21 protein-coding genes and 1 pseudogene are annotated in these 24,859 nt (G+C 71.7%); 13 read left to right on the top strand and 9 right to left on the bottom strand.

The window, feature by feature from the left end:
* The 5 genes from H4W31_RS10990 to H4W31_RS11010 all read left to right on the top strand — a co-directional run bounded on the left by H4W31_RS10990 (position 1) and on the right by H4W31_RS11010 (position 4,632).
* Positions 1–858, top strand: coding sequence for a hypothetical protein (locus tag H4W31_RS10990; RefSeq protein ID WP_192766564.1), 858 nt, complete (start codon positions 1–3; stop codon positions 856–858).
* Between the two features lie 64 nt (positions 859–922).
* The gene (fahA, locus tag H4W31_RS10995; protein WP_192766565.1) at positions 923–2,128 is read left to right on the top strand and encodes a fumarylacetoacetase; all 1,206 of its coding nucleotides are present in this window, start codon (positions 923–925) and stop codon (positions 2,126–2,128) included.
* A gap of 165 nt (positions 2,129–2,293) precedes the next feature.
* Entirely contained in the window at positions 2,294–2,491 is a 198-nt protein-coding gene (locus H4W31_RS11000; protein ID WP_192766566.1) for a DUF397 domain-containing protein, read from the top strand.
* A gap of 153 nt (positions 2,492–2,644) precedes the next feature.
* The gene (locus H4W31_RS11005; protein ID WP_192766567.1) at positions 2,645–3,178 is read left to right on the top strand and encodes an SRPBCC family protein; all 534 of its coding nucleotides are present in this window, start codon (positions 2,645–2,647) and stop codon (positions 3,176–3,178) included.
* 110 nt (positions 3,179–3,288) lie between these two features.
* Positions 3,289–4,632: an outer membrane protein assembly factor BamB family protein gene (locus tag H4W31_RS11010; protein WP_192766568.1), complete on the top strand. Its 1,344-nt coding sequence runs from the start codon at positions 3,289–3,291 to the stop codon at positions 4,630–4,632.
* Between the two features lie 44 nt (positions 4,633–4,676).
* On the opposite strand, the gene H4W31_RS11015 is transcribed toward H4W31_RS11010, so the two are convergent.
* From H4W31_RS11015 to hppD, 6 genes are all read right to left on the bottom strand, one after another.
* Positions 4,677–5,705: a COG1470 family protein gene (locus H4W31_RS11015; protein ID WP_192766569.1), complete on the bottom strand. Its 1,029-nt coding sequence runs from the start codon at positions 5,703–5,705 to the stop codon at positions 4,677–4,679.
* Complete coding sequence (locus H4W31_RS11020) at positions 5,698–6,252, bottom strand: hypothetical protein (protein WP_192766570.1); 555 nt, start codon at positions 6,250–6,252, stop codon at positions 5,698–5,700. The genes H4W31_RS11015 and H4W31_RS11020 overlap by 8 nt, the downstream gene beginning before the upstream one ends.
* 213 nt (positions 6,253–6,465) lie before the next feature.
* Entirely contained in the window at positions 6,466–7,608 is a 1,143-nt protein-coding gene (gene hisC, locus H4W31_RS11025) for a histidinol-phosphate transaminase (protein ID WP_192766571.1), read from the bottom strand.
* Positions 7,605–8,786 carry an RDD family protein gene (locus H4W31_RS11030; protein ID WP_192766572.1) on the bottom strand — a complete coding sequence of 394 codons (1,182 nt, stop codon included), beginning with the start codon at positions 8,784–8,786 and terminating at the stop codon, positions 7,605–7,607. The genes hisC and H4W31_RS11030 overlap by 4 nt, the downstream gene beginning before the upstream one ends.
* A 28-nt stretch (positions 8,787–8,814) precedes the next feature.
* Entirely contained in the window at positions 8,815–9,513 is a 699-nt protein-coding gene (locus H4W31_RS11035; protein ID WP_318783132.1) for an RDD family protein, read from the bottom strand.
* 116 nt (positions 9,514–9,629) lie between these two features.
* Entirely contained in the window at positions 9,630–10,847 is a 1,218-nt protein-coding gene (hppD, locus tag H4W31_RS11040) for a 4-hydroxyphenylpyruvate dioxygenase (RefSeq protein WP_192766573.1), read from the bottom strand.
* Positions 10,848–10,988: 141 nt separating this feature from the next.
* Here hppD and H4W31_RS11045 point away from each other — a divergent pair, with 141 nt between their 5' ends.
* Positions 10,989–11,657: an Lrp/AsnC family transcriptional regulator gene (locus tag H4W31_RS11045; protein ID WP_404825577.1), complete on the top strand. Its 669-nt coding sequence runs from the start codon at positions 10,989–10,991 to the stop codon at positions 11,655–11,657.
* Here H4W31_RS11045 and H4W31_RS42660 read toward each other — a convergent pair.
* Positions 11,624–11,911, bottom strand: a pseudogene (locus H4W31_RS42660) (ArsR/SmtB family transcription factor); the annotation flags it as partial. The gene H4W31_RS11045 and the pseudogene H4W31_RS42660 overlap by 34 nt on opposite strands.
* A gap of 85 nt (positions 11,912–11,996) precedes the next feature.
* On the opposite strand from H4W31_RS42660, the gene H4W31_RS11055 reads away from it, so the two are divergent.
* Positions 11,997–13,430: an outer membrane protein assembly factor BamB family protein gene (locus tag H4W31_RS11055; protein ID WP_192766574.1), complete on the top strand. Its 1,434-nt coding sequence runs from the start codon at positions 11,997–11,999 to the stop codon at positions 13,428–13,430.
* Between the two features lie 151 nt (positions 13,431–13,581).
* A complete protein-coding gene (locus H4W31_RS11060; protein WP_192766575.1) occupies positions 13,582–15,261 on the top strand; it encodes a fumarate hydratase in 1,680 nt (559 codons plus the stop codon).
* A 238-nt stretch (positions 15,262–15,499) separates the two neighbouring features.
* Here the strand turns inward: H4W31_RS11060 and H4W31_RS11065 are convergent, their stop codons facing one another.
* Positions 15,500–15,772: a hypothetical protein gene (locus H4W31_RS11065; protein ID WP_192766576.1), complete on the bottom strand. Its 273-nt coding sequence runs from the start codon at positions 15,770–15,772 to the stop codon at positions 15,500–15,502.
* Between the two features lie 245 nt (positions 15,773–16,017).
* Between H4W31_RS11065 and H4W31_RS11070 the strand changes: the two genes are divergently transcribed.
* From H4W31_RS11070 to H4W31_RS11080, 3 genes are all read left to right on the top strand, one after another.
* Positions 16,018–19,011 (top strand): AfsR/SARP family transcriptional regulator, encoded by a 2,994-nt coding sequence (locus H4W31_RS11070; RefSeq protein ID WP_192766577.1) that lies wholly within the window; start codon positions 16,018–16,020, stop codon positions 19,009–19,011.
* A 56-nt stretch (positions 19,012–19,067) separates the two neighbouring features.
* Positions 19,068–20,477 carry a class II fumarate hydratase gene (locus H4W31_RS11075; RefSeq protein ID WP_192766578.1) on the top strand — a complete coding sequence of 470 codons (1,410 nt, stop codon included), beginning with the start codon at positions 19,068–19,070 and terminating at the stop codon, positions 20,475–20,477.
* 68 nt (positions 20,478–20,545) lie between these two features.
* Positions 20,546–21,229: an HAD family hydrolase gene (locus H4W31_RS11080; RefSeq protein WP_192766579.1), complete on the top strand. Its 684-nt coding sequence runs from the start codon at positions 20,546–20,548 to the stop codon at positions 21,227–21,229.
* Between the two features lie 57 nt (positions 21,230–21,286).
* Here H4W31_RS11080 and H4W31_RS11085 read toward each other — a convergent pair whose 3' ends face one another.
* Positions 21,287–22,075, bottom strand: a complete 789-nt coding sequence (locus tag H4W31_RS11085) for an IclR family transcriptional regulator (protein ID WP_192766580.1) — start codon at positions 22,073–22,075, stop codon at positions 21,287–21,289.
* Between H4W31_RS11085 and cysS the strand changes: the two genes are divergently transcribed.
* Together cysS and rlmB are read left to right on the top strand one after the other, a co-directional pair.
* Positions 22,062–23,483 (top strand): cysteine--tRNA ligase, encoded by a 1,422-nt coding sequence (gene cysS, locus H4W31_RS11090; protein WP_192766581.1) that lies wholly within the window; start codon positions 22,062–22,064, stop codon positions 23,481–23,483. The genes H4W31_RS11085 and cysS overlap by 14 nt on opposite strands.
* Positions 23,483–24,742, top strand: coding sequence for a 23S rRNA (guanosine(2251)-2'-O)-methyltransferase RlmB (gene rlmB / locus H4W31_RS11095; protein WP_192766582.1), 1,260 nt, complete (start codon positions 23,483–23,485; stop codon positions 24,740–24,742). The genes cysS and rlmB overlap by 1 nt, the downstream gene beginning before the upstream one ends.
* Positions 24,743–24,859: the final 117 nt, after the last annotated feature.

Genomic DNA, 24,859 nt, shown 5'->3' on the forward strand with positions numbered 1-24,859 from the left:
GTGTCAACGCAGGTGCCCCGGCTCTTCGACGGGCTGGTCGACGATGCCGCCGTCTTCCCGCCCGGCAACGCCACGCTGCCCGACGCGCTCGCCGCGCACCGCCGGCACCGGACCGCCTGGTACGCCGACCTGGTCGGACCGTTGCTGCTGCCCGCCTCCGCCCTGGCCGACCTGCCGGCGCTGCTCGGCGCGCAGGAGCGGATCGAGGTCGGAGTGATCGGCGACGTACCGATCCCCGACCTGTACCCGCTGCGGGACCGGGTCGACCCACGAATCCGGATCCGCCAGGTCGAGGCGGCCGTGGCCAAGCGCGGCGAGGACCCGCTGCCCGGCCTGGCCGCGCTTGCCGGGCTGCCGGCCCACCTCGACGACGCCGACGTCTACGCCGAGATCCCGCTGACCTGGGGACTGCTCGGCGCGCTCGACCGGCTGGCCGGAGAACGGGCCGCCGGCAAGCGGATCGCGGCGAAGTTCCGGACCGGCGGACTGGCCGCCGAACTCTTTCCCACTCCGGTCGAACTGGCCGCCGTCATCGGCGCCTGCCGGGACCGGAACCTGCCGTTCAAGCTCACCGCCGGGCTGCACCACGCGATCCGGCACATCGACCCGGAGACCGGCTTCACCCACCACGGCTTCGTCAACGTCCTGGCCGGCGCCGCCGTCGCGCAGACCGGTGCCGAGGTGGCCGAGGTCGCCGAGGTGCTGGCCGCCACCGACCCGTTGCCGCTGGTCGAGACGGCCCGGTCCCGTCGGGACCAGGCACGTCCACTCTGGATCGGGTTCGGGTCGTGCAGCGTGATGGAACCGCTGATCGACCTGGTCCGGCTGGGCCTGGTGAACGGCGGCTACCAACCGTGAGCCGCACGGGCGTGAACAAGACGAGCGTGACGAGCGCGACGGGCGAGAAGAGCGAGGAGACGGCGTGAGCTGGGTCGAGGGTGCGGCAGGTTCGCCGTACGGGGTGCACAACCTGCCGTACGGGGTGTTCGTACAGCCGGGCCGGGTGCCCCGGATCGGCGTACGGATCGGGGATCTCGTCCTCGACCTCGACGGCGCGGAGGCGGCCGGGCTGATCCTGGCCGGCGGCGCGCTGCGCGGTCCGACGCTGAACGCGTTCCTGGCGCTCGGCCATCCCCAGTGGACGACGGTACGGCGGCGGATCGTCGAACTGCTGACCGACGAGGAGCATCGGCCGGCCGTGGCGCCGCTGCTGATTCCGCTAGACCGGATCGACCTCGTCCTGCCGTTCGAGGTGGCCGACTACGTCGACTTCTACTCCTCCGAGCAGCACGCCGGCAACGTGGGGAAGATCTTCCGACCCGGTGCGGCGCCGCTGCTGCCGAACTGGCGGCACCTGCCGGTCGGCTACCACGGCCGGGCCGGCACCGTCGTGGTCTCCGGTACGCCGATCGTCCGACCGCAGGGCCAGCGGGCCACCCCGGACGGGCCGGCGTACGGTCCGTCGACCCGGCTGGACATCGAGGCGGAGGTCGGCTTCGTGGTCGGCGTACCGTCCGCGCTCGGCGGGCGGGTCGGGGCCGAGGACTTCGCCGCGCACGTCTTCGGGGTGGTACTGGTCAACGACTGGTCGGCCCGGGACATCCAGGCGTGGGAGTACCAGCCGCTCGGGCCGTTCCTCGGCAAGTCGTTCGCCACCTCGGTCTCGCCCTGGGTGGTGCCGCTTGAGGCGCTGGCGGACGCCTGGGTGCCCGCCCCGAACCAGGAGCCCGAGGTGCTCGACTACCTCCGCGACGTACCGCACCTGGGGCTGGACCTGCGGCTGACGGTGGACTGGAACGGCGACCGGGTCAGCGAGCCGCCCTTCGAGGGGATGTACTGGACGCCGGCCCAGCAACTCGCCCACCTGACCGTGAACGGGGCCGCACTGCGTACCGGAGACCTGTACGCCTCCGGCACCGTCTCCGGGCCCCGGCGCGACCAGGTCGGCTCGTTCCTCGAACTGACCTGGGGCGGGGCCGAGCCGGTGAAGCTCTCCGACGGGACCGAACGGACCTTCCTCCTCGACGGCGACACCGTGCGGATCGGCGCCACGGCACCGGGACCGGACGGCACCACCGTCGGACTCGGTGAGGTCGCCGGCACCATCGCTCCCGCTCAACCGTCCTGAGCCGCCGGCTTCCGGGCAAGGCGGCGGTGTTCGAGTTCTGCGTCATCGGACGGACTGTGCGATCGATGGGCCGGAGGGAGTAACAGGATCGGTTCATGACGCGTTGAGTTACCCGGGCGGGGACAAACCCGTCATCAAGTGTGTTTGACCTTGAAAGGGTACAAAATGTTCAACGCGGATGCTGCGGTGTGGCGTAAGAGCAGCCGATCCAACGACCAGGGTCTGTGCGTCGAAGTCGCCGACAACCTCCCCGGGGTCGTCGGTGTGCGCGACTCGAAGGACCCCGACCCGGTGCTGGCGTTCCCGCCGGCCAACTGGGCGGCATTCGTCGCCGCGACCAGGACCGGTCGCTTCGAGAGCTGATCGGGGCAGGGTTGCCGATGGAGCGGTTCCGGCCGGTTGCTGTGGGGGCCGGAACCGCACCTGTGTCGACTCGTCACTTTCTGGTCACTCTGCGGCGGCGCGGGCGTGACCAAGCCTGCTCCGCGTCGTACCGTGGTCCTGGGGGAGGCGCCCATGTCGACGGTGGCGTTCAGCCGGCTGATCGAGGCACCCGCAGACGAGGTGTGGCGGGTCTTCACGGACCTGCCCTCCCGCCCTCGGTGGCTCTGTCCGGTCGACGAGGTCGAGGTGCTGCCCCCGAGCGTGCCGCCGAGCCCGGCCGGGGTCGACGCGGTGCCCAAGTTCGGGGTCGGAACGGTCTGGCGGGAGAGTCGTACCGGACCGGGCGGCAGCCGGATGGTCGAGGAGTTCTCGGTGGCGGAGGTGGCGCCGCCGCAGCATCTCGTCGTCATCTCGTCCGGGGACGGGGTGGACTACCGGACGACGTACACGTTCAGCGCGATCAAGGCACGACGGCCGGATCGTGGCCGAACGGTGGTGACCGTCAGCCACGAGGGCGTGCCCACCGCCCGGTACGGCCGGTTGCTGGCGGTGCTCTTCGGCGGACTTGCCGCCAGGGCGGGTGAGGGCGCGTTGCGCCGGGATCTGGACGACCTCGCCGCCGCCACCGAACCCGGCCGCCGGATCGGTCCGGCCGCTGCCGCCTGACCAGCACCCCAGCTCCCGAACCACCAGCGGACTCCCGAGGTCCGGCGCGCACACCTGCCAGCCGTCGGCCGGGCGCTGGTCGGTAGGGTGCCCGACGGAGGTGTGCGGGCATGCAACGCCGAACGGGTGTGTCTGAGCGCAGCGAGGGCACCGGCTGGCGCGGTCGTGGTGGCCACGACGAGGAGCCCGGCGAGGCAGCGGCGCCGCGCTGGCTCCGGCGGGCACTCGCCGCCGCCGTGGCGGTGCTGGCCGTGGTCGCGTCCGCCGTGATCGTGCACCGGGTCCTGGCGCCCGCCGAGGTGATCACCCCGGCGCGGGCCGGATATCCGGCTCCGGTGACCGTCCAGCCCGGCGTGATCGGCACCCTGAACGCGGCACCACTGATCGTCGACGGCCGGCTCCGGGTCTACGCCACCGCCCGGCAGGTCCGGGCCGACCAGCCGCTCGACGCCCCGACCAGGCGTACCCCGTACTGGTCGTTCCGGCGCTGGCCGGCCGAGGTGACCGGGTTGGTCGCGGACGGCGGCATGGTGGTCACCCGGTGGTCGGACGGCGAACTGGTCGCCCTGGAGGCCCGCACCGGCCTGGTGCGGTGGCGGGCCGGCGGACCCCGACCGGAGCACGGATATCTCGGCCGGCGCACCGGCGGCGCCACCGTCTACACGCCCAGCGGGCTCTATCCGGCGCAGACCCGGGACGGCACCTACGTGCTGGTGGTGATCGGCACGACCGAACGTCGCGGGTTCGACCTGGCGTCGGGCCGGGAGCTGTGGCGGGCCGACGTCGACCCGGCCTGTCGGGCCGTCGACCCGGCCGAAGGGCTCACCACCACCGCCGGTCAGTTCGTCGTGGTGGACAGCTGCGCCGGGTCGCCCGCCGTCGGCTTCTACGACGTGCGGACCGGCGCCCCGATCACCCGCTGGCAACCCGATCCCGCGACCTCGGCGGTCGAGGTCACTCCGGTCGGCTGCGCGGTGGGCCGGTTCCGGTGTCCGGCGATCCGGACCAGCGGCGGCGGTGTCATCCGGGGCTGGCTGGTCGGCGGTCCGAGCCCGGTGCCGGCCCCGACCCTGGACGCCCCGGAATCGGTGCTCGTCGGCGAGGTCGCGGTGGCGTCGCGGGGGACCGGGCTGGTGGCCCGGTCGGTGCGTACCGGTGCGGCGCTGTGGCAGTGGTCCGGCACCGGACCGGCCCGCATCCTCGCTGCCCAGTCGGGGCGGGTGCACCTGCGTACCGAGGCGGGGGAACTGCTCACGCTGGACTCGGAGACCGGCCGGGAGCGGTCCAGGTTCCCGTTCACGTACGGACGGGACTCGACCACGTGGTCACCCGGCCTCGTCTACGCGGCCAACGGGTTCGTGGCGGTGGAGCGGCTCACCGAGCCGGTGGACCCGGCCGCCGCCGACAGCCGCTACTACCTGGCCGCCCAACCGGTCATCCTCGCCGCCACCTGACCAGGGCACCGGCTTCGCGTCGGACCACTCCACAGCCGGTCCGATCAACCGACTCCGACCTTTGTCCTGCGGCGCGACCGGCGGGCGGCGATGACCAGCCCGGCGGCGATCAGTAGCCCCACCACCAGTGACGTCGCGATCAATCCCCATGGTGTGGTCAGTCGGTCGTACAGGGTGCTGGCCTCGCCCACCTGACCCGGGTCGGGGAAGGTGACCTGACCGGTGGCGCTGTGTTTGACCATGCCGCTCTGTAGGTCCACGTCGATCCGCCATGGTCCGTTCGGCACTTCGCGGGGGAACCTGGCGGTGACCGTTCCGGTCTCGCCCGGTGCCAGGGTGGTGCCCTTCAGCACCTCGAACGGGCCGGCCCGCATCCCGGCCGGGCCCTCGGAGAGGCGCACCTGCCCGCCCATGTCCAGGGCCCGTTCCCCGGTGTTGCGGACCTTGATGGCGACCGACGGCACCCCCTGGGTGTCACGGGCCGGAACCAGGTCTCCGATGGCGAAGTCCGAGGCCGGCTCGCCGCCGGGGCCGATGTTCAGATACAGCCGGATGCCAGCCCGATGGGTCCTGCCGACGTTCGCGCTCGAGGTCGCCTTGGCGGTGACCGACGCCCAGACCATCCCATACCGTTCGCCGGCCGAGGCGGTTGGCGGTACCTGGACAGTGACCTTGATCGGGGCCTTCTGACCGGGATTCAGATCCACGTGGTCACGCTCGACCGATATCCATGAGGTCAGCTCGTTGGTCGCCCGGCCCTCGGCCGGCTGGAACCGCTCTTTGCCGATGCTCGCGGCAGCCGGATAGACCTCGATCCGAAGCCGCCGGTCGGTGTGGTTGGCGAGCTGCACCCGGCGCCGGATGACGGTGCCGGGCGGGAGGTGGTCCACGATGGAACGCCGGGCGCGCGGATCCTTTCGCCGCTCGGCCGGGGCCTCCATCAGCTGGACGCCGAAGCCGCCCTCGTCGAGATCCGGATCCGGCGCGCTGGCCTGGGCGGGAACGCCCAGGCCAGCGACGCAGAGGACGATGAGGGCAGCGAGATCTGCCCATCGTCGATGAGGCTTACGCATCTGCCACCGAATGGGTGACCGTTCCGGTGTAGGTGCCGGCCTGGTTTGTGACGGCGGTCTGGATCTCCAGGGTCGGGTTCCAGGAGACCGAGTTGATACCCGTGCCACCGTCGTGGCTGAATGCCACCGGCGCGGTGGAGAGCGGAACCGCGTCCGTGGCGTCCGTCTGGCCTTCGGTGAAGGTCCCGTCGCCGACCGGCGGGGCAAGTTCCACCCCTGACCAGTAGAGGACGGCGCTCGCTGGCACCGTCAGGCTGGGGTCGGCCCCGCAGACTCCGATACAGAAGGCGGTGGAGCTGACGGTGGCGGTCCAGGTGGCGTCCGCGGCGCCCCGGTTGTCGGTGACCGTGACGACTCCCATCTGCCCCGCAATGAGGCTGCCCGGTGGCTGTGAGTCGCCATCGACGTCGCCGAGAGTCACGGCCGCAGGCGCACTGATCTCCAGCAGGCCTTCCTCCAACAGGAATGTCACGACGGTGTCCGCGGTGTCGGTCACCGCCGCCTTCGCGGGGGCCGCCATGAGCCCGACCGCTGCAATGGCGGCCACGCCGCCCACGAGGATTCTGCTGATTCGCACGTCGTCCGTACCCTTCTCGAAGTGATGACCCCCCGCCGCGCGCCGGTATCCCGACGCCACGGGTCACTCCGAAATATAGGGCGACTCACTCATAAGCAGGTCGAAAACGTCTAAATCCGACATCGTCCTTGTTGTGCCTGAAGCGCGGAATGGGCGCCGTCGAACTGATATCGCCTTGAAGCGCTACAGGACGGACTCGGCAGCGGCCAGGAAGGCGTCGTTCTCGGCCGGCGTGCCGATGGTGACCCGTACGCCCTCGCCGGCGAACGGGCGGACGATGATCCCGCGCGCCTCGCAGGCCTGCGCGAACGACACCGACCGGTCACCCAGCGGCAGCCAGACGAAGTTGGCCTGGCTCTCCGGCACGGTCCCGCCGATCGGTCCGGCCGGCAGCCGCTTGCGCAGCGCCTCGGTCACCCGCTCCCGCTCGGCGATCACCAGCGCGCAACGTCGGCGTACCTCGTCGGCCTGGGTGAGCGCGGCCAACGCCCCGGCCTGGGCGGCCAGGCTGGTGGAGAACGGGGTGACCACCTTGCGGACCGCGGCGGCCACCTCCGGCTGCCCGACCAGGAAACCGATCCGCAGCCCGGCCAGCCCCCACGCCTTCGACAGGGTGCGCAGCACCACCACGTTGGGCCGGTCGCCGTACGCCGTCAGGCCGTCCGGCACCTCGGCGTCGGTGACGAACTCCCGGTACGCCTCGTCGAGCACCACCAGCACGTCGTCCGGTACGGCGTCGAGGAACCGGTCGAGTTCGGCGCGGCGCAGACTGGTCCCGGTCGGGTTGTTCGGGTTGCAGACCAGGATCAGCCGGGTACGGTCGGTGACCGCCGCCGCCATCGCGGACAGGTCGTGCCCGTGGTCGGCGGTGTTCGGCACCCGTACGCTGGTCGCGCCGCTGGTCGCCACGATGATCGGGTACGCCTCGAAGGAGCGCCACGAGTACACCACCTCGTCACCGGGCAGGCAGGTTGCCCGGACCAGGTGCTCGGCCAGCGCCACTGATCCGCAGCCGGTGGCGATCCGGTCCGCGTCGACCCCGTACCGCTCGGCGAGAGCGTCCCGCAGTGCCAGCACGCCCATGTCGGGGTACCGGTGTACGCCCGCGACCGCCTCGGCGACCGCCTCGACCACCCCGGGCAGCGGGCCGTACGGCACCTCGTTGCTGGCCAGCTTGATGGCCTCGGGCAGGCCCAGTTCCCGGGCCAGGTCGGCCGGACTGCGCCCGGGGACGTAGTTGGGCAGTGCGTCGAGGTCGGCGCGGGTCAGCCGGGGTCTGCGGGGGCGCCGGTCGGGGCCGGGGGTCGAACTGGTGGAGCCGGTCATGACGCGGTGCCTCCGGTGCGGTCGTTCGGGGTGTCGGTCGAAGTGTCGGACGGGCCGGGCTGGTTGTCGGACGGGCCGTTCGAGGAGTCGGACGGGCCGTCCGAGGTGACGGACTGCCGGGGCATCCGCACCACGACGGTCTGGCCCCGCTTGTCGTGCAGCGCCTGCCGGAGCGGCCGGTCGAAGAACGGCAGCGCACAGTCGACCAGTTGGATCAGGAAGCCGATGCCGCAGCAACTCCAGAGGAACACCGGCAACCCGAGCATGTTCCAGCGCCGGAAGGACCGGCCGAAGCCCAACTGCTCGGTCTCGGCCAACGCCACGACCTTGATCCCCATCACCCGCTTGCCGAAGGTCTGCCCGCCGTTCGCCACCGACGGCACCTCGTACGCGAACCAGAGCGCGACCGCGATCAGCAGGATGACCACCTGGAGCCCGTCAGCCTGGGCACTCGCCTGGGGCAGCCCTTCGGTGTTGGATTCGCCGTTCAGCAGTCGCCGGGTGATCTCCCGGGAGACCGGCTCGATCTCCTGCACGAAGCGCCAGACGAACCAGCCGTTGACCAGCACGTTCAGCAGGAACACCAGGCCGATGTCGATCAGCCGGGCGACCACCCGGGCACCGAGCGGCGCCAGTTCCAGCCCGTGTGGCCGGGGCGGTGGCGGCGGTCCCCAGTACGGCCCCGGCCAGCCCGGCGGCGGCGTTCCGTAGTGCGGTGTCCCGGGCGGCGGCATCCCGTACGGAGGCATCCCGGGGGGCGGGGCCTGTCCGGGGTACGGGGGCATTCCGGGGGGTGGCGCCTGTCCGGTACCCGGCCAGCCTGTCCCGGCCGGCCCCGGCTGCCCGTACGGAGCCGGTGGCGCGCTCGACGGTGCTCCGCCGGCCGGTGGGCCGCTCGACGGGGGGCCACCAGTCGGCGGCGTACCCCAGGTCGGCGGCTGCCCGGTCCAGGGCGCCGGGGAGGCGCCCGGAGCTCCGGGCGGGGCGGACGAGCTGGCCGGGCTGCCGACACCGCTTGACGGCGGAGGGGCTGGCTCGGGCTCGGGCTCGATCGGCGGCGGGCCCTCTGGCGGGGTGGCGTCGACCGGCAGCGGCGCGCCGAGCCAGCCCTCACCGTCCCAGTACCGCTGGGTGGTCGGTTCGGCGGGATCGGCGTACCAGCCCGGTTGTACCGTCACCGGAACGACCTCGGTTGCGTCCTGACGTTCACGCTGGAACCTTAACCACCACGGTTTTGGCGAACTTGTCGTGGAGGCACTGCTGGTACGGCTTGTCCCAGAGTTGCCACAGGCCGTCGAGGTAGGTCAGGCCCGGTATCAGGCTGCCGCCCCACTGCACGAGGAAGCGCTTGGCGAGGAAGGCCCGGCTGATCGAGCCGGCCGGATCGAGCGGAGTGATCTTGACTTTCATGATCCGTTTGCCGATGGTCTGGCCGGTGCGCTTCGCCATCTCGACGTGGTAGACGTACTGGAGGATCATGGCGACCAGGAGCAGGCCGGCCTCCATCAGCAGCAGCGGCACCAGGATATCGAGGAAGTCCGGTGCCGGATATGTGCCGTCCGGACCGGGGGTGGTGGTGAAGAAATCCGACCCGGCGGTGGCGAAGAAGATCACGAACGCGGGAATCGCGAGCACCATGACGGTCCCGCCGAGAATCGCCCCGTCGATCAGGACGGCCAGCAGTCGGTCGGTGAACGAGGCGAGCGGCAGACCGGCCGGGCTGGTCGGCTGCGGCGCCGCCAGCTGGTAGCCGGGCGGCGGACCGTACCCGGGACGGAGGTACCCGGGCGGGACCGGTGCGGCCGGCGGCGGCCCGTACCCGGGCGGGCCGTAGCCGGACGGCCTCGGCGGGCCGGCGTATCCCGGCGTCCCCTGACCGGGCTGGCCAGGCTGACCGGGCGGCACACCGTAGCCAGGCTGACGTGGCTGCGGAACGGGTCCGCCCTGGGGAGAGCCGGCGACTGGCCGATTCTCCCCGGACGGCGGCATGGGCGGAGGCTGCTGGGTCACGCAGGACAGTGTTACAGGTTTCCCCTGGCCTCTTGTTCCCGCTCGATGGCTTCGAAGAGCGCCTTGAAGTTCCCCTTGCCGAATCCGAGCGATCCGTGCCGCTCGATAAGCTCGAAGAACACCGTCGGCCGGTCCTGTACGGGCTTGGTGAAGATCTGCAACAGGTAGCCGTCCTCATCCCGGTCGACCAGGATCTTCCGGGCCTTCAGCTCCTCGATCGGGGCCCGCACCTGGCCGATCCGGGCCCGCAGCTCCGGGTCGTCGTAGTACGAGTCGGGCGTGTCCAGGAACTCCACCCCGGCCGCGCGCATCGCGTCGACGGTACCCAGGATGTCGTTGGTGGCCAGGGCGATGTGCTGGGCGCCCGGACCGCCGTAGAACTCCAGGTACTCGTCGATCTGCGACTTGCGGCGGGCCACCGCCGGCTCGTTGAGCGGAAACTTGACCTTGCGGGTGCCGTTGGCCACCACCTTCGACATCAGCGCCGAGTAGTCGGTGGCGATGTCGTCGCCGATGAACTCCGCCATGTTGGTGAAGCCCATGACGCGGCGGTAGAACTCCACCCACTCGTCCATCCGGCCCAGTTCCACGTTGCCGACCACGTGGTCGACGGCCTGGAAGAAGCGCTTCGGCTGGAGGCCGGCGTCGATCATCGGCTGCCGGTCGACGATCGGACCCCGGGCGACGAAGTCGGGCAGGAACGGACCGGAGTACCGGGACCGGTCGACCAGGGAGTGCCGGGTGTCGCCGTACGTGGCGATGGTGGCGACCCGGACGGTGCCGGAGGAGTCGGTCACGTCGTACGGGGCGGCGAGTCCGGTGGCGCCCTGTGCGATGGCGTGCGCGTACGCCGCGTCGACGTCCGGAACCGCCAGCGCGATGTCCAGTACGCCGTCGCCGTGCCGGGTCACGTGGTCCGCGTCCGGAGCGTCCGGGCGGACCGCACCGGTGAAGACGAACCGGGCGGAGCCGCTGGTCAGCACGTACTCGGCGTGGTCCCGGTGCCCCTGCTCGGGACCGCGGTACGCGACCATGGTCATCCCGAACGCCGTCGAGTAGTAGTGCGCGGTCTGCTTGGCGTTGCCGACCATGAACCGGATGTGGTCGATGCCCTGCACCGGAAAGGGGTCGTCGGTGCTGCCCTGGTCGACGGCGCCGACGAGTCGGTCGACATCGACGTCGAGGTCCAGATCCGAGCCGGTGGGCGGCGGGTGGAGCGCGCTGGTCATCGTCGTACCTCCCTGGCGTCCTCGGCCGATGCCCGTGGTGTGTGGCACGGCCGTCTTCCCGAAGCATCTCGGCCCGGCGTCCCCTGGGCAACCCATTCGAAAAACGCTGGGCAGGTTGTGCATCTAGTACGGTCATCAACCATGACCGCTGTACAAGTTGTCCAGCTTGATGCGCTCGACGTGAAACTGATCGACATGCTCGCCGCCGAGCCCCGGATCGGGGTCCTGGAGTGCTCGCGCCGGCTCCAGGTCGCCCGGGGCACGGTGCAGGCCCGACTGGACAAGCTGTTCGCCCGGGGAGTGATCCGGGGACTCGGGCCACAGCTCGACCCGGCGGCCATCGGGTTCGGGGTGACGTCCTTCGTCACGCTGGAGATCAACCAGCGGCCGGGCCACGATCCGGTGACCGCACACCTGCGGGCCATCCCGGAGGTGCTGGAGGCGCACACCATCACCGGCTCCGGCGACGTGCTCTGCCGGATAGTCGCCCGGTCGAACGCCGACCTGCAACGGGTACTGGACCGGATCGTGTCGCACGAGGGCATCGCCCGCGCGTCGAGCATCATCGCGCTGGCCGAGAAGATCCCCTACCGGGTACTCCCACTGGCCCGAGCGGCCGCAGACGGATTGCCGGCCGAGGACCGGCCGGGCACCACCGCATCCGTGGACTCGTCGAGCACCACCGCGTCGCCGGCCGAGGACCGGTCGGGCACCACCGGATCGCCAGGCGGGGACCGGTCGGGTTCCGCCGGCTCGCCGGGCGGGCCGCGAACGGCGGCCAGTGCCTCGCCGAGCGAGGTGCGTTCGTAGCGGACCGATCGGCCCAGCCGGGTCCGGCTGACCAGGCCGGCGTCCCGGAGCACCGCGAGGTGTCCACCGACGTTGCCCAGACCCGTACCGAGCTGGGCGACGAGCTGACTGGTGGTGGCGGGGACGGCCAGCGCCCGCAGGATCGCCGCCCGGGACGGCCCGATCAGCCGGTCGACGGCTTCCGGGGTACGGCCGGCCGGCGGTGGGCCGAGCAGGTCGGCGACGCCCCGGGCCGGGTAGACGATCGCGTACGGCGGGACGACCCGGTGCCAAAATAATTCGCGACACGGACATAACGCCTTAGCGGCATTGCCAGATCGCGTCGTCTACGGTAGCCGAATGGCGAAGGGGAGCGCCCGGGGCCTGGGCGCCAAGTCCGCCCTGGCCATCGCGCTGATCGTGGTGATCGTCCTCGCCGCGACCAACGTCTGGAACCCCTTCCCCGGAGTCTGGGACTGGGTCAACCGTGACGACCCGTTGTCCGAGCCGGACGTGGTCTGGCAACAGCGGGTCGGCGGCACCCCGCAGAACGTGAACATCGCCGGCAACACCGTGGTGATCCGCTACCGGACCAGGGTCGAGGCGCGCAGCCTCGCCACCGGGGTACGACTCTGGGAGCGCAAGGCAGACTGGGCCGCCGTCGCGGGCGGCGAACGGGACTCCGTCGTCGCGGTCGGCAAACTGCTCAGCAAGGGCTACGAACTGCTCGACCCCGAGACCGGGGCGGTACGCCGGAAGGACACCTCGGCGGTCGGCGTCTGGACGTACCGCAACGCGCTGCTCGACGTACGCTGCCGGGAGCCCAAGGACTGCACGCTGACCGCACGGGATCCACGGGGCAGCGATCCGATCTGGACGGCGTACCTGCCGGGCGTGCAGACCGGCCCGCTCGCCGGCAACCCCGAGGTGCTGGGTACCCGGGAGTTGACCGCCCGACAGGTACACGAGGACGCCGCCGGTCCGGTCGAGATGCCACCGCTGATCGGGCTGCCCGTGGACGGCCGGGTGCACATCGTGGACACCGCCACCGGCCGGGTGATGCAGGACCTGAAGCCGGGGCAGGAGGACCGGATCGTGGTGGTCGGTGGTCGGATGCTCCGGATCGAGGCCCGCAGCGCGGACGGCAACTGCTACTTCACGGTGGTGGCCCGGGACCCGGCGACCGGGCAGGAGGTGTGGCGCCGGGACGGGCTCAACCTGCGTACGGCCGACGGTGCCGGCTGCGCGCAGCGGGAGGACCCGCAGGGCGGGGAGAACGTCTTCGTCGGGGTCGCCCCGGACTCCCGGGAGACGGTCGTCGACGCGTACGACGGGCGGCTGCTCTGGGTCGGTCCCAAAGGCGAGAAGCTGCTCGCCGTCGACGACCGGTACACCCTGTCCCGATCGGCCGACAAGAAATCGATCATCGGCAGTGAACTCGCCATCGATCGCCCTCGGTGGACCCGCCCGGTCAACCCGGAGGGCGGTGGTGTCCTCACCCCCTTCGCCGCCGTGCTGATCGACCGCAGGCCCGACCGGATCGTGGCGCTCGACCCGCGTAGCGGACGCGAACTGGCGAACGTCCGGTCCCGGGCCGAGGTCCTCGCGGTCGGCCCCGGCGGCATGGTGATCGGCGAGGGCCGCGATCTCGGGTACGTCCGGTTCAACGGCGTCGCCGCGCCGCCCGGATCGGGACCGAGCGCCGGCCCGGGCGGCCAGAACCCGGAACCCGGCGTGGACTGCGGTGGTCCGAAGCAGCCGGAGTGCCCGGCGGCCAACGGCAAGGCCGGCTGAGCACCCGCCCGGCTGACTGGCATCGGGGGCCGCAGCGGCGTCGGAGTTGATCATCGCCGGAGCGCGGCGGAGAGGGTCGGATGAGAGCGGCATCGCACGGTGTACCCGGCGGGTGGGCCGGGCACGGTCGGCTGGCCTAGGCTTGCCGGCTATGAGCAGTGGCGCCCCGTTCTCGTACTCCCCCCTGTTGCCCGTCGGCGCCGACCAGACCGAATATCGCCTGGTCACCGACGAGGGCGTCGACGTGGTCCACGGGCCGGGCGGCCGCCGCTTCCTGACGGTGGAACCCGCGGCGCTGACCGCGCTGACCGCCGAGGCGATGCACGACATCGCCCACTACCTGCGCCCCGCGCACCTCGCCCAGCTGCGGGCGATCATCGACGACCCGGCGGCGTCGCCGAACGACCGGTTCGTCGCGCTCGACCTGCTGCGCAACGCCAACATCGCCGCCGGTGGCGTACTGCCGATGTGCCAGGACACCGGTACGGCGATCGTGATGGGCAAGCGGGGCCGGCACGTGCTGACCGACGGGGCCGACGACGAGGCGCTCTCCCGGGGGGTCTACCAGGCGTACACCCGGCTCAACCTGCGGTACTCGCAACTCGCTCCGCTCACCATGTGGGAGGAGCGGAACACCGGTAGCAACCTGCCGGCCCAGGTCGAGATCTTCGCGGAGGACCCGGACGGGCACCCCGACGCGTACAAGTTCCTGTTCATGGCCAAGGGCGGCGGGTCGGCGAACAAGTCGTACCTCTACCAGGAGACCAAGGCGCTGCTCAATCCCACCCGGATGATGCAGTTCCTGGAGGAGAAACTGCGGCTGATCGGCACCGCCGCCTGTCCGCCGTACCACCTGGCCGTGGTGATCGGCGGCACCTCCGCCGAGTACGCCCTCAAGACCGCGAAGCTGGCCTCCGCGAAGTACCTCGACAACCTGCCCACCAGCGGGTCGATGCTGGCGCACGGCTTCCGCGACCTGGAGCTTGAGGCCGAGGTGCTGGAGCTGACCCGACAGTTCGGAATCGGCGCGCAGTTCGGTGGCCGGTACTTCTGCCACGACGTACGGGTGGTCCGGCTGCCCCGGCACGGCGCGTCCTGTCCGGTCGCGATCGCCGTCTCCTGCTCGGCCGACCGGCAGGCGGTCGGCAAGATCACCCCGTCCGGGGTGTGGCTGGAGCGGTTGGAGACCGACCCGGCCCGGTTCCTGCCCGACGTCACCGACTCGCACCTCGACGAGGGCGCGGAGGTGATCCGGGTCGACCTGAACCGGCCGATGTCCGAGATCCGGGCCGAGCTGTCGAAGTACCCGGTGAAGACCAGGCTGTCCCTGACCGGCCCGCTGGTGGTCGCCCGGGACATCGCGCACGCGAAGATCGCCGAGCGGCTGGACGCGGGCGAGCCGATGCCGCAGTACCTGCGGGACCACGCGGTCTACTACGCCGGGCCGGCCAAGACACCGGAGGGTTACGCCTCCGGCTCGTTCGGACCGACCACGGCCGGCCGGATGGACGCGTACGTGGCGAAGTTCCAGGAGGCCGGTGGCTCGCAGGTGATGCTGGCCAAGGGAAACCGATCGAGCCAGGTGACCACGTCCTGCCATGAGCACGGCGGCTTCTACCTCGGCTCGATCGGTGGGCCGGCGGCCCGGCTGGCCCAGGACTGCATCAAGCACGTCGAGGTCCTGGAGTACCCGGAACTCGGCATGGAAGCGGTCTGGAAGATCGAGGTGGAGGACTTCCCCGCCTTCATCGTGGTCGACGACAAGGGCAACGACTTCTTCGCCGAGGTGATGAAGCCCAAGAGTGTCCTTCGGATCGGCGCTCGACCCTGATCTTCCGGCGCTCGTTCCCTCGCCGATGGCGGGGACCGAGGCGGCGATCGGTCCGGCCGGACGCTGTACAGGTGTTGACATCACGTAGCGCGGTTGAATTTGCCCTGCGTGATTTAACGTCGCGGGCAGAAAACTTCAAATCTTGGGCGCCGCATGAGGGTGCACGTGAAAAGCCAGGCCTACTTTTCAAGCTTCCTGTGCGCGGCGTTGACCGGCGGGCCGTGGCGGGCGGTTCGGGTCAGGCGGTCCGGGGCAGTACGCCGGTGCGGGGCAGGGCGCTCGTCCGGACCAGCACCTGCCGCTCGGGGCCGGTGCTGCCGTCCCGGCGCAGTTCGACGCCGCGCAGCGACAGCCACTCCAGTTGCGGGTACCTGCCGAGGTCGGCACCGACCCCGGTGACCCGGAGGACGAGCGGACCGATTCCGTAGCAGTAGTCCGATTCGGCGAATTGCAGTACGTCGCCGGTGCTCGGTACCGGACCTGACGGCGGGGCTGCGCTAGAGGCGTCCATCTCCTGGCGTCTCCTCAGGTGTGGGAGGCGGCGAAACCGCTGCTCCGACACGGTGCGTCCGTCGCCCGGTACGGGCCGCCGGACGCACCGCCCCCGTCGATGCGTTTCACCTGCTCTGTTGCATCCGTCGGAAAGTTTGTTGCCTGCCGCTCTCAATCCGCTGCCACCTCACTCTCAACCCGTTTCTGCCGCGAGTGATTGTCGGGTTACTCTGCTGCCGGACGCGACCTCGGTCAGGAGCTGACATGCGGTTCGGGATCCTTGGGCCGCTCCAGGTGGGCGGCGGAGAATCGACGGTTACGGCCGGCCGGGACAGGGTGGTTCTGGCGGTTCTACTGCTGCATGCTCGTCGGGTGGTGCCGGTCGACGAGCTGGTCGACGCCGTCTGGGACAGCGATCCACCGGCGACGGCCCGGGGCCAGTTGCAGACCTGTGTCTCGCGGCTGCGCCGGCTGCTCGCCGCCGCCGGGGTGCCGGGCGAGACCATTGTCACCGGACCGGCCGGCTACCGCGTCGTACTCGAATCCGACGACCTCGACGTCCAGCTGTTCGAGCGGTTGGTCATCCGGGCCCGGGCCGCCGTGGCCGAGCAGAACTGGCCCGACGCGCGAGCGGAGTACCAGGCGGCGCTCGCCCTGTGGCGTGGTCCGGCGCTCGCCGGGATCAGCGGTACGGCGGTCCGGCGGGCCGCTGCCTCCCTCGACGAGCAGCACATGCTGGCGCTGGAGGACAGCTTCGAGGTGGAGCTGCGGCTCGGCCGGGCCGGCGACGTCGTCGCCGAACTGACCGACCTCGTCGATCGGCATCCACTCCGGGAGCGGCTGCGCGGCCAGCTGATGCTGGCGCTGGCCGACAGCGGTCGGCGCGCCGAGGCCCTCACCGTGTTCCGGAGCGGGCGGGAGATCCTGGCCGGAGAACTGGGGATCGAGCCCGGCGCGGCCCTGGCGGAGATCCAGCGGCGGGTGCTCGCCGGTGAGGTCGGGTCCGTTGGCGTCAACCTGTCGATCAGGCCGCCGGTGCGCTGCCTGCCCCGGGCCATCGAGGACTTCACCGGCCGGCTCGAGACGGTCACCCGGCTGCGGAAGGAGATCGAGGATATCGGTCCGGACTTCTCCGCCGTGTACGTCATCGACGGCATGCCGGGCAGCGGCAAGACCGCACTCGCCGTACATCTGGCCACCGTGCTCGGCAACGAGTATCCGGACGCCCACCTCTTCGTCGACCTGCACGGGCACAGCCTGCACAGCCCGCTGCCGCCGGCCACCGCCGTCGGCGCGCTGTTGCGCCAACTCGGCGTACCGGGAGAGCGGTTGCCGTCCGACCTCGCCGACCGGCTGGCACTGTGGCGTACGGAGCTGGCGGGCCGGCGTGCCCTGCTGGTACTGGACAACGCGGCCAGCGCGGCTCAGGTGGGCCCGCTGCTGCCGGCGGCTGCCGGCTGTCTGACCGTGGTGACCAGTCGGCGTCGGCTGATGGGACTCGACGGGGTCCGGGCGCAGTCGCTCACCGTGCTGGAGCCCGCCGAGGCGATCGACCTGCTGGCCCGGATCGTCGGCGTGGAGCGGGTCCGGGCCGAGCCGACGGCCGCGGCCGAGGTGGTACGTCGGTGCGGCTACCTTCCGTTGGCGATCCGGCTGGCCGGGGCCCGGCTGGCGCACCGGTCCCGCTGGCGGGTGGCGGATCTGGCGCAGCGGCTCGGCGACGCGGACCGGCCGGTTCTCGCCGAGTTCGCGGTCGAGCACCGGAACCTGGCGGACGCGTTCGCGCTGTCCCACGCGCAGTTGCCGGAACCGGTCCAGCGGACCTTCCGGTTGCTGGGCCTGCATCCCGGCGAGGAGTTCGACGAGTACGCGGTGGCGGCGCTGACCGAGCTGCCGATGACCGTGGCGCAGGAGCATCTCGACGAACTCGTCGACGCCCATCTCGTGGACGAGGTGGGCGCCGGACGGTTCCGGTTCCACGACCTGATCCGGGAGTACGCCGCCGAACTCGTCACCGTCGTCGGCGGCGAGCCGGAGCGGCGGCGGGCGCTACAGGCACTGCTCGACTTCTACCTGCACGCCGCCGCCTCGGTCAGCCAGGCCTTCGAACCGACCGGGAACCTGCGGGTCGCCATACCCGGTGAACCGGCCCGACCCGATCTGGTCGAGGCGGCGGCCGGGGGCGGCCGCGACTGGCTGGAGGGTGAACGGCGCAACATGGTGGCGCTGGTCCGCACGGCGGTCGAGCAGGGCCTGCACCGGTACGCCTGGCAGCTAGCCCGGGCCAACTGGCGGTCGCTCTTCGTCGGTGGACATCTGGACGAGCTGATCCAGACGCACACCGACGGGCTACGCGCCGCGGAGGCGCTCGGCGACGACTTCGGCATCGCCACCATCCAGAACTACCTGGCGTCGGCGTACTTCCGGCTCGGCGAGTTCCAGCGGTCCGCCGACGCGCTCCGCGTCGTCATCGCGCTGTGGGAGCGGCTCGGCGACCTCCCGGGACAGTCGGTGGCGACGGTGAACCTCGGCCTGCCGCTGATGATGCTCGGCCGGGTCCGCGAGGCCGTGGAGTGCCTGGAGCACGGGATGTCGCTGGCCCGCCGGATCGAGGAGTGGCACTCGATGCCGACCGTCCTGGTCAACCTGGGCACCGGCTACCTCCAGTTGGGCCGCTATCCCGAGGCGTTGCGGGTGCTGCGGAACCGGCTGTTCATGGCCCGCCAGTGGGGCAGGATCATCCTGGTCGCGGACACCATGGGCGCCCTCGGCGCGGTCTACAACCGGCTGGGCAGGTACGACCTGGCGTTGCGCCGGATGTACCTGGCGCTGCGGCTACAGCGGCTCCGGGGCAATCCGTACGCCATCGCCGACCTGCTCAACGAGATCGGATATGCGGAGCGGGCGTGTGGCCGTCCGGACGTGGCGGTGGACCTGCACCGGCAGGCGCTCACCACGATGCGGGACGCCGGGGACCGGGGCGGGGAGTGTGCCGCCCGCAACCACCTCGGGCGGGCGCTGCTGGACCTGGGAGACACCTCGGCGGCGCTGGAACTGCACCGGCAGGCCCTGGTCGGCGCGACCCGGATCCAGCACCTGTTCGAGCAGGCCCGCGCACTGGACGGGCTCGCCAGCTGCCTCCGGACGACCGATCCGGCCGCCTCCCGGTCGTACTGGACCCGGGCGCTGGCACTGCTGATCCAGATCGAGTCACCGGACCAGCACGCGGTACGGCAGCGGCTGGCCGAACTCGACTGATCGGAGCCCGGCCGGGTGACGGCGATCATCTGCGGACCGGGCCGGCTCGGGGCAGGATGGTACGCGTGACCAGATCAGAGGCGACCGGTTACCGGATCGAGCACGACACCATGGGCGAGGTCGAGGTGCCCGTCGACGCGCTCTGGCGGGCCCAGACGCAGCGTGCGGTGCAGAACTTCCCGATCTCCGGACGAGGGCTGGAGCCGGCACACATCCGGGCCCTGGCCCAGATCAAGGGCGCGGCGGCGATGGTCAACGCCGAGCTGGGCGTGATCGGCGCGGATGTCGGCGCGGCGATCGCCACCGCGGCCGCGCACGTCGCCGACGGCGGGTACGACGACCAGTTCCCGATCGACGTCTTCCAGACCGGCTCCGGCACCTCGTCCAACATGAACGCGAACGAGGTCATCGCCACCCTGGCCGCCCGCGAGCTGGGTCGCGAGGTCCATCCGAACGACGACGTCAACGCCGCCCAGTCCAGCAACGACGTCTTTCCGTCCTCAATCCACCTGGCGGCCACCCACGCGGTGGTGCACGACCTGCTGCCGGCGCTGCGGCACCTGGAGTTCGCGCTGGAGTCCAAGGTGGACGAGTTCGCCGAGGTGGTGAAGGCGGGGCGTACCCACCTGATGGACGCCACGCCGGTGACGCTGGGGCAGGAGTTCTCCGGGTACGCCACCCAGATCCAGTACGGCATCGAGCGGCTGGAGGGCTGCCTGCCCCGGCTGGCGGAGTTGCCGCTCGGCGGCACCGCCGTCGGCACCGGGATCAACACTCCGGCCGGCTTCGCGCCCGCCGTGATCGCGAAGCTGTGCGAGATGACCGGGCTGCCGCTGACCGAGGCGCGTAACCACTTCGAGGCGCAGGGCGCCCGGGACGCGCTGGTCGAGGCGTCGGGCCAGCTGCGTACCGTCGCGGTGGGGCTTTACAAGATCGCCAATGACATCCGCTGGATGGGTTCGGGGCCCCGGGCCGGCCTGCGGGAGCTGGCCATCCCGGACCTGCAACCCGGCTCGTCGATCATGCCCGGCAAGGTCAACCCGGTGGTCTGCGAGGCGGCCCGGCAGGTCTGCGCCCAGGTGATCGGCAACGACGCCACGGTGGCGTTCGCCGGCTCACAGGGCGACTTCGAGCTGAACGTGATGCTGCCGGTGATGGCCCGCAACGTCCTGGAATCGGTCCGGCTGCTCTCCTCGGTCAGCCGGCTCTTCGCCGACCGCTGCGTGGTCGACCTGGTCGCGAACGTCGACGTCTGCCTGGCGTACGCCGAGGGGTCGCCGTCGGTGGTCACCCCGCTGAACCGCTACCTGGGCTACGACGAGGCCGCGTCGATCGCGAAGGAGGCGCTGGCCAAGGAGTTGTCGATTCGGGCGGTCGTGGTCGCCCGGGGGCACATCGAGGCGGGCCGGCTGACCGAGCAGCAGCTCGACGAGGCACTCGACGTCCTGCGGATGACCCACCCCTGACCGGGCCGGCCCGCCCGGCACCTGCGGCGTGTTCCGGCCGTCGACCGGGGCTCGAATACCCTCGTCGGATGCTGACCACCGTGGTGTTCGACGCGGACGAGACCCTGATCGACCTGCGTCCGGCGGTGGACGCCGGGCTGCGCGTGGTGCTGGCCGAGATGCGTCGGCTGACTCCGGCGGCGGACGAGGTGTCGTTCGCCGACATCGCGGGGGACTGGGACGCCGTCTACGCCGACCTGGTCGACGAGCCGGTCATGCGGATCCGCCGGGCCGCGCTGGCCCGGTCGCTGGCCAGGGTCGGGCTGACCGACGAGTTGGACCGGATGGCGGAGCTGTTCTTCGCCCGCCGGTTCGCGCTCAGCCGGCCGTTCGACGACGCGCTGCCGATGCTCGGCACACTGCGCCGGTCGTACGTGCTCGGCTTCGCCACCAACGGCAACAGCCGGGCGGACCGGTGCGGGCTCGCCGCCGAGTTCTCCTTCGAGGTCTACGCCCACGTCCGAGGGGTACCGAAGAAGCCCTCGCCGGCCTTCTTCGCCGCGGTGCTGGCGGAGGCCGGGGTGGCGCCGTCGTCGGTGGTGCACGTGGGCGACTCGCCCGACAAGGATGTCCAGGCCGCCCAGGAGGCCGGCCTGCGCGGGGTGTGGCTGAACCGCGACGGCCTGCCGCGCCCTCCCGGCCTGCGGCCCGACGCCGAGGTGCGTTCGCTCGCCGAACTGCCGTCGGTGTTGGAGCGCTGGCAGTACAGCTAGGGCAGGCCAGCGGGACGATCAGGATGATCGAGGCGGACCTCGGCGTTGTGGCCGGCGTCAGGCCAGCGCGGCGGTGATCTCGGCGGCTGCGGCGGCGACCTGCGCGCCGACCAGCGCGACGTCGAGCGGTGCCAGCGCCACCACGCCCACGCTGGCCTCCAGCCCCGGCACCCCGAGTACGGGCGCGGCCACCCCGAACGCGCCGGCCTGTAGTTCGCCGCTGGTCGACACCGGGTCGGCCCGTCCGGCCCGGCCGGCCAGGATCGCCCGTCCGGCGGCGCCCCGCTCCAGGGGATGCCGGGCCCCGGTCCGGTACGCGACGTGGAACGCGGTCCAGCTCGGCTCGACGACCGCGAGCGCCACCCCCTCGCCGCCGTCGACCACGGTCAGATGGGCCGTCGCGCCGGTCTGCTCCGCCAGTCGGCGCAGGGCCGGTAGCGCCCCGTCGGCGAGCAGTGGCTGGGCCCGCCTGGCCAGGTGCAGCAGCCCGGCACCGAGGCGCAGCCGGCCGGTGCCGTCCCGGCGAACCATGCCGTGTTCGGTGAGCGCGCCGAGCAGCCGGTACACCACCGCCCGGCCGACGCCCAGCCGCGTCGCCGCCTCGGTCACGGTGAGTCCACCGTTCGCGTCCGCGACGAGTTGCAGCAGCCGCAGTCCCCGGTCCAGGGTCTGCGCCGTCTCGCCGGGCCGGCCAGCGGTTCCGCCTGCCGTACCGGCCGTACCGCCTGCCGTCGTCGCCACACCAGGGAGCGTACGACCGGGCGCCGGCCCGGCGGCACCGCGGCCGGCCGCGGGGCGAGCCCGGACAGGGCGCAATCGGTACCCTTGTGCGGTGACGCTACGCATGTATGACACCGCCACCCGATCGGTACGGGACTTCGTCCCGAAGGAAGCCGGCAAGGTGGGGATCTACCTGTGTGGTCTCACCGTCCAGTCCGCGCCACACATCGGTCACCTTCGAGGTGGCGTCAACTACGACGTACTGCGTCGCTGGTTGACGCGGAGCGGTTTCCAGGTGACCTTCATCCGCAACGTCACCGACGTCGACGACAAGATCCTCATGAAGTCGATCGACCAGCAGCGCGCCTTCTGGTCCATCGCGTACGCCAACGAGGTGATCCTCGGTGCCGCCTACCGCAGCCTCAACGTGCTGCCGCCGACGTACGAGCCCCGGGCGACGGGGCACATCCCGGACATGCACGAGCTGATCAAGAAGTTGATCGCGGACGGGCACGCCTACCAGGCCGACGACGGCTCCGGCGACGTCTACTTCGACGTCCGGTCGTACCCGGAATACGGCGCGTTGTCCGGTCAGCGGCCGGACGCCACCCAGACGCAGATCGCCGACGAGGTCCTGGAGCGGGGCAAGCGGGATCCGCACGACTTCGCGCTCTGGAAGGGCGCCAAGCCCGAGGAGCCGGCGGACGCGACCTGGCCGTCGCCCTGGGGACCCGGCCGTCCCGGCTGGCACATCGAGTGCTCGGCGATGTGCTGGCGCTACCTCGGGGCGGAGTTCGACATCCACGGCGGCGGACTCGACCTGACCTTTCCGCACCACGAGAACGAGTTGGCCCAGTCCAGGGCCGCCGGCCTGCCGTTCGCCCGCTACTGGGTGCACAACGGCCTGCTCAACCTCGGCGAGGCCAAGATGAGCAAGTCGCTGGGGAACGTCGTCGACCTCGACCACGTCGCCTCGATCGGCGTCCGTCCGGTCGAGTTGCGCTACTACCTGGTGGCCTCGCACTACCGCTCCCGGATCGACTACTCGGACGAGTCGCTGCGGGAGTCCGCCGTGGCGTACCGGCGGATCGAAGGTTTCGTACGCCGGGCCGGCGAGCGGGTCGGCGCCGGGACGATCGGGGAGATTCCCACCACCTTCGCCGAGGCGCTGGACGACGACCTCAACACCTCCGCCGCGACCGCCGTACTGCACGAGACGGTCCGGGAGGGCCAGGTCGGCCTGGCCGGCGGCGACGACGAGGTGACCCGGGCCACGCTGGCACAGGCGCGGGCGATGCTCGACGTACTCGGCGTCGACCCCCTCGACGTAGCCTGGGCCGGGTGCGGGCAGGATGATGACCTGCGAGCCGTGGTCGACTCGCTGGTGGCGCTGGCCCTGGAACAGCGGGCGCAGGCCCGTGGTCGTAAGGACTGGGCCGCCGCCGACTCGGTACGTGACCAGCTCAAGCATGCCGGCGTGGTGGTCGAAGACACCCCGCACGGCCCGCGTTGGACGATCGGAGAACAGGACTGATGGCCGGAAACTCGCAGCGTCGGGGTCGGCGGGTCACCCCGAAGAGGGGCGCCGCGAGCGGCTCGGGCGGCAAGAACCGGGGCAGCCTCGTGGGCCGGGGTAAGACTCTGCCCGCCGACGAGCGCCCGTGGCACAAGGGCTACTCCGGCACCGAGGACCTGCCCCGACGTACCGCCTGGAAGCAGGAGAAGGAGCGTCGGAGCGCCGCCGAGGAGGGCCGGGTGCCCAAGATCGGCATGCCGGGCAGCAAGGACACCACCTGGGGCGCCGGTGGTGGTAGCGCGAAGAAGAAGGGCGGCCGTCCGGCCGTCTCCGCCGGTCGGGGCGCCGACACCGCCGGGCGGAGCACCGCCGGCCGGGGCGCCGCGACCGCTGGCCGGAGCACTGCCGGGCGGAGCGCCGCGACCGCCGGGCGGGGTACTGCCGGGCGGGGCGCCGGTGGTCGTACCGGAGGCAAGCCGGCACCCCGGTCCGGGCCCCGGGTGGCGCCCGGCCGTCGCTCGACGCCGGGTCGGGAGGCCGCCGAGCTGCTCGTCGGCCGGAATCCGGTGGTCGAGGCGCTGCGCGCCCACGTGCCGGCGACCGCGTTGTACGTCGCCCAGGGCATCGACATCGACGACCGGGTGAACGAGGCGCTCCGGACCGCCGCCGACCGGGGCATCGCGATCCTGGAGATCAGCCGGGCCGAGCTGGACCGGATGACCGGTGGAGTGCTGCACCAGGGCATCGGGGTGCAGGTGCCGCCGTTCGCGTACGAGCCCTTCGAGGACATGCTGGCGATGGCGCTGGAGCAGCCGGCACCACTGCTGGTCGGGCTGGACGGGATCACCGATCCGCGCAACCTCGGTGCCGTGATCCGTTCGGCCGCCGCCTTCGGCGCCCAGGGGGTCTTCGTACCGGAGCGGCGGGCCGCCGGGATCACCGCCACCGCCTGGCGGACCAGTGCGGGTGCGGCGGCCCGGGTTCCGGTCAGCCAGGTGACCAACCTGACCCGGTCGCTCAAGCTCGCCCAGCAGGAGGGGTTCCTGGTCGTCGGCCTGGACGCCGACGGCGAAACCGACCTCTACGACCTGGAGGCGGCGGTCGGGCCGCTCGTGGTGGTGGTCGGTTCCGAGGGACGCGGTCTGTCCCGGCTAGTCGGCGCCACCTGTGACCTGCGGGTGAGCATCCCGATGGTCTCCGAGGTCGAGTCGCTGAACGCCAGCGTCGCGGCGGCGGTGACCCTCGCCGAGGTGTCCCGGCGCCGGTCGGCCGCCTGACCTGACCTGACCGCCCGACCGTCCGTCCGCCCGGCCTACGTCGAGTTGCGTACCGCGATCGTCGTCGCCGGGCGGACGCGTCGGCACCGTCCGATCGCGACGATTCCGGATGACAGC

Origin of the sequence: Plantactinospora soyae (assembly GCF_014874095.1) — a bacterium.
In the GTDB taxonomy this organism is placed as follows: domain Bacteria; phylum Actinomycetota; class Actinomycetes; order Mycobacteriales; family Micromonosporaceae; genus Plantactinospora; species Plantactinospora soyae.

Coding starts and splice junctions, on each gene's coding strand:
- H4W31_RS11070 (WP_192766577.1), top strand. CDS start 16,018: ATGCGGTTCGGGATCCTTGGGCCGCTCCAGGTGGGCGGCGGAGAATCG.
- H4W31_RS11015 (WP_192766569.1), bottom strand. CDS start 5,705: ATGCGTAAGCCTCATCGACGATGGGCAGATCTCGCTGCCCTCATCGTC.
- H4W31_RS11060 (WP_192766575.1), top strand. CDS start 13,582: ATGAGCAGTGGCGCCCCGTTCTCGTACTCCCCCCTGTTGCCCGTCGGC.
- H4W31_RS11005 (WP_192766567.1), top strand. CDS start 2,645: ATGTCGACGGTGGCGTTCAGCCGGCTGATCGAGGCACCCGCAGACGAG.
- hppD (WP_192766573.1), bottom strand. CDS start 10,847: ATGACCAGCGCGCTCCACCCGCCGCCCACCGGCTCGGATCTGGACCTC.
- hisC (WP_192766571.1), bottom strand. CDS start 7,608: ATGACCGGCTCCACCAGTTCGACCCCCGGCCCCGACCGGCGCCCCCGC.
- H4W31_RS11080 (WP_192766579.1), top strand. CDS start 20,546: ATGCTGACCACCGTGGTGTTCGACGCGGACGAGACCCTGATCGACCTG.
- H4W31_RS11045 (WP_404825577.1), top strand. CDS start 10,989: ATGACCGCTGTACAAGTTGTCCAGCTTGATGCGCTCGACGTGAAACTG.
- H4W31_RS11000 (WP_192766566.1), top strand. CDS start 2,294: ATGTTCAACGCGGATGCTGCGGTGTGGCGTAAGAGCAGCCGATCCAAC.
- H4W31_RS11055 (WP_192766574.1), top strand. CDS start 11,997: ATGGCGAAGGGGAGCGCCCGGGGCCTGGGCGCCAAGTCCGCCCTGGCC.
- H4W31_RS11075 (WP_192766578.1), top strand. CDS start 19,068: ATGGTACGCGTGACCAGATCAGAGGCGACCGGTTACCGGATCGAGCAC.
- H4W31_RS11065 (WP_192766576.1), bottom strand. CDS start 15,772: ATGGACGCCTCTAGCGCAGCCCCGCCGTCAGGTCCGGTACCGAGCACC.
- H4W31_RS11010 (WP_192766568.1), top strand. CDS start 3,289: ATGCAACGCCGAACGGGTGTGTCTGAGCGCAGCGAGGGCACCGGCTGG.
- rlmB (WP_192766582.1), top strand. CDS start 23,483: ATGGCCGGAAACTCGCAGCGTCGGGGTCGGCGGGTCACCCCGAAGAGG.
- H4W31_RS11085 (WP_192766580.1), bottom strand. CDS start 22,075: ATGCGTAGCGTCACCGCACAAGGGTACCGATTGCGCCCTGTCCGGGCT.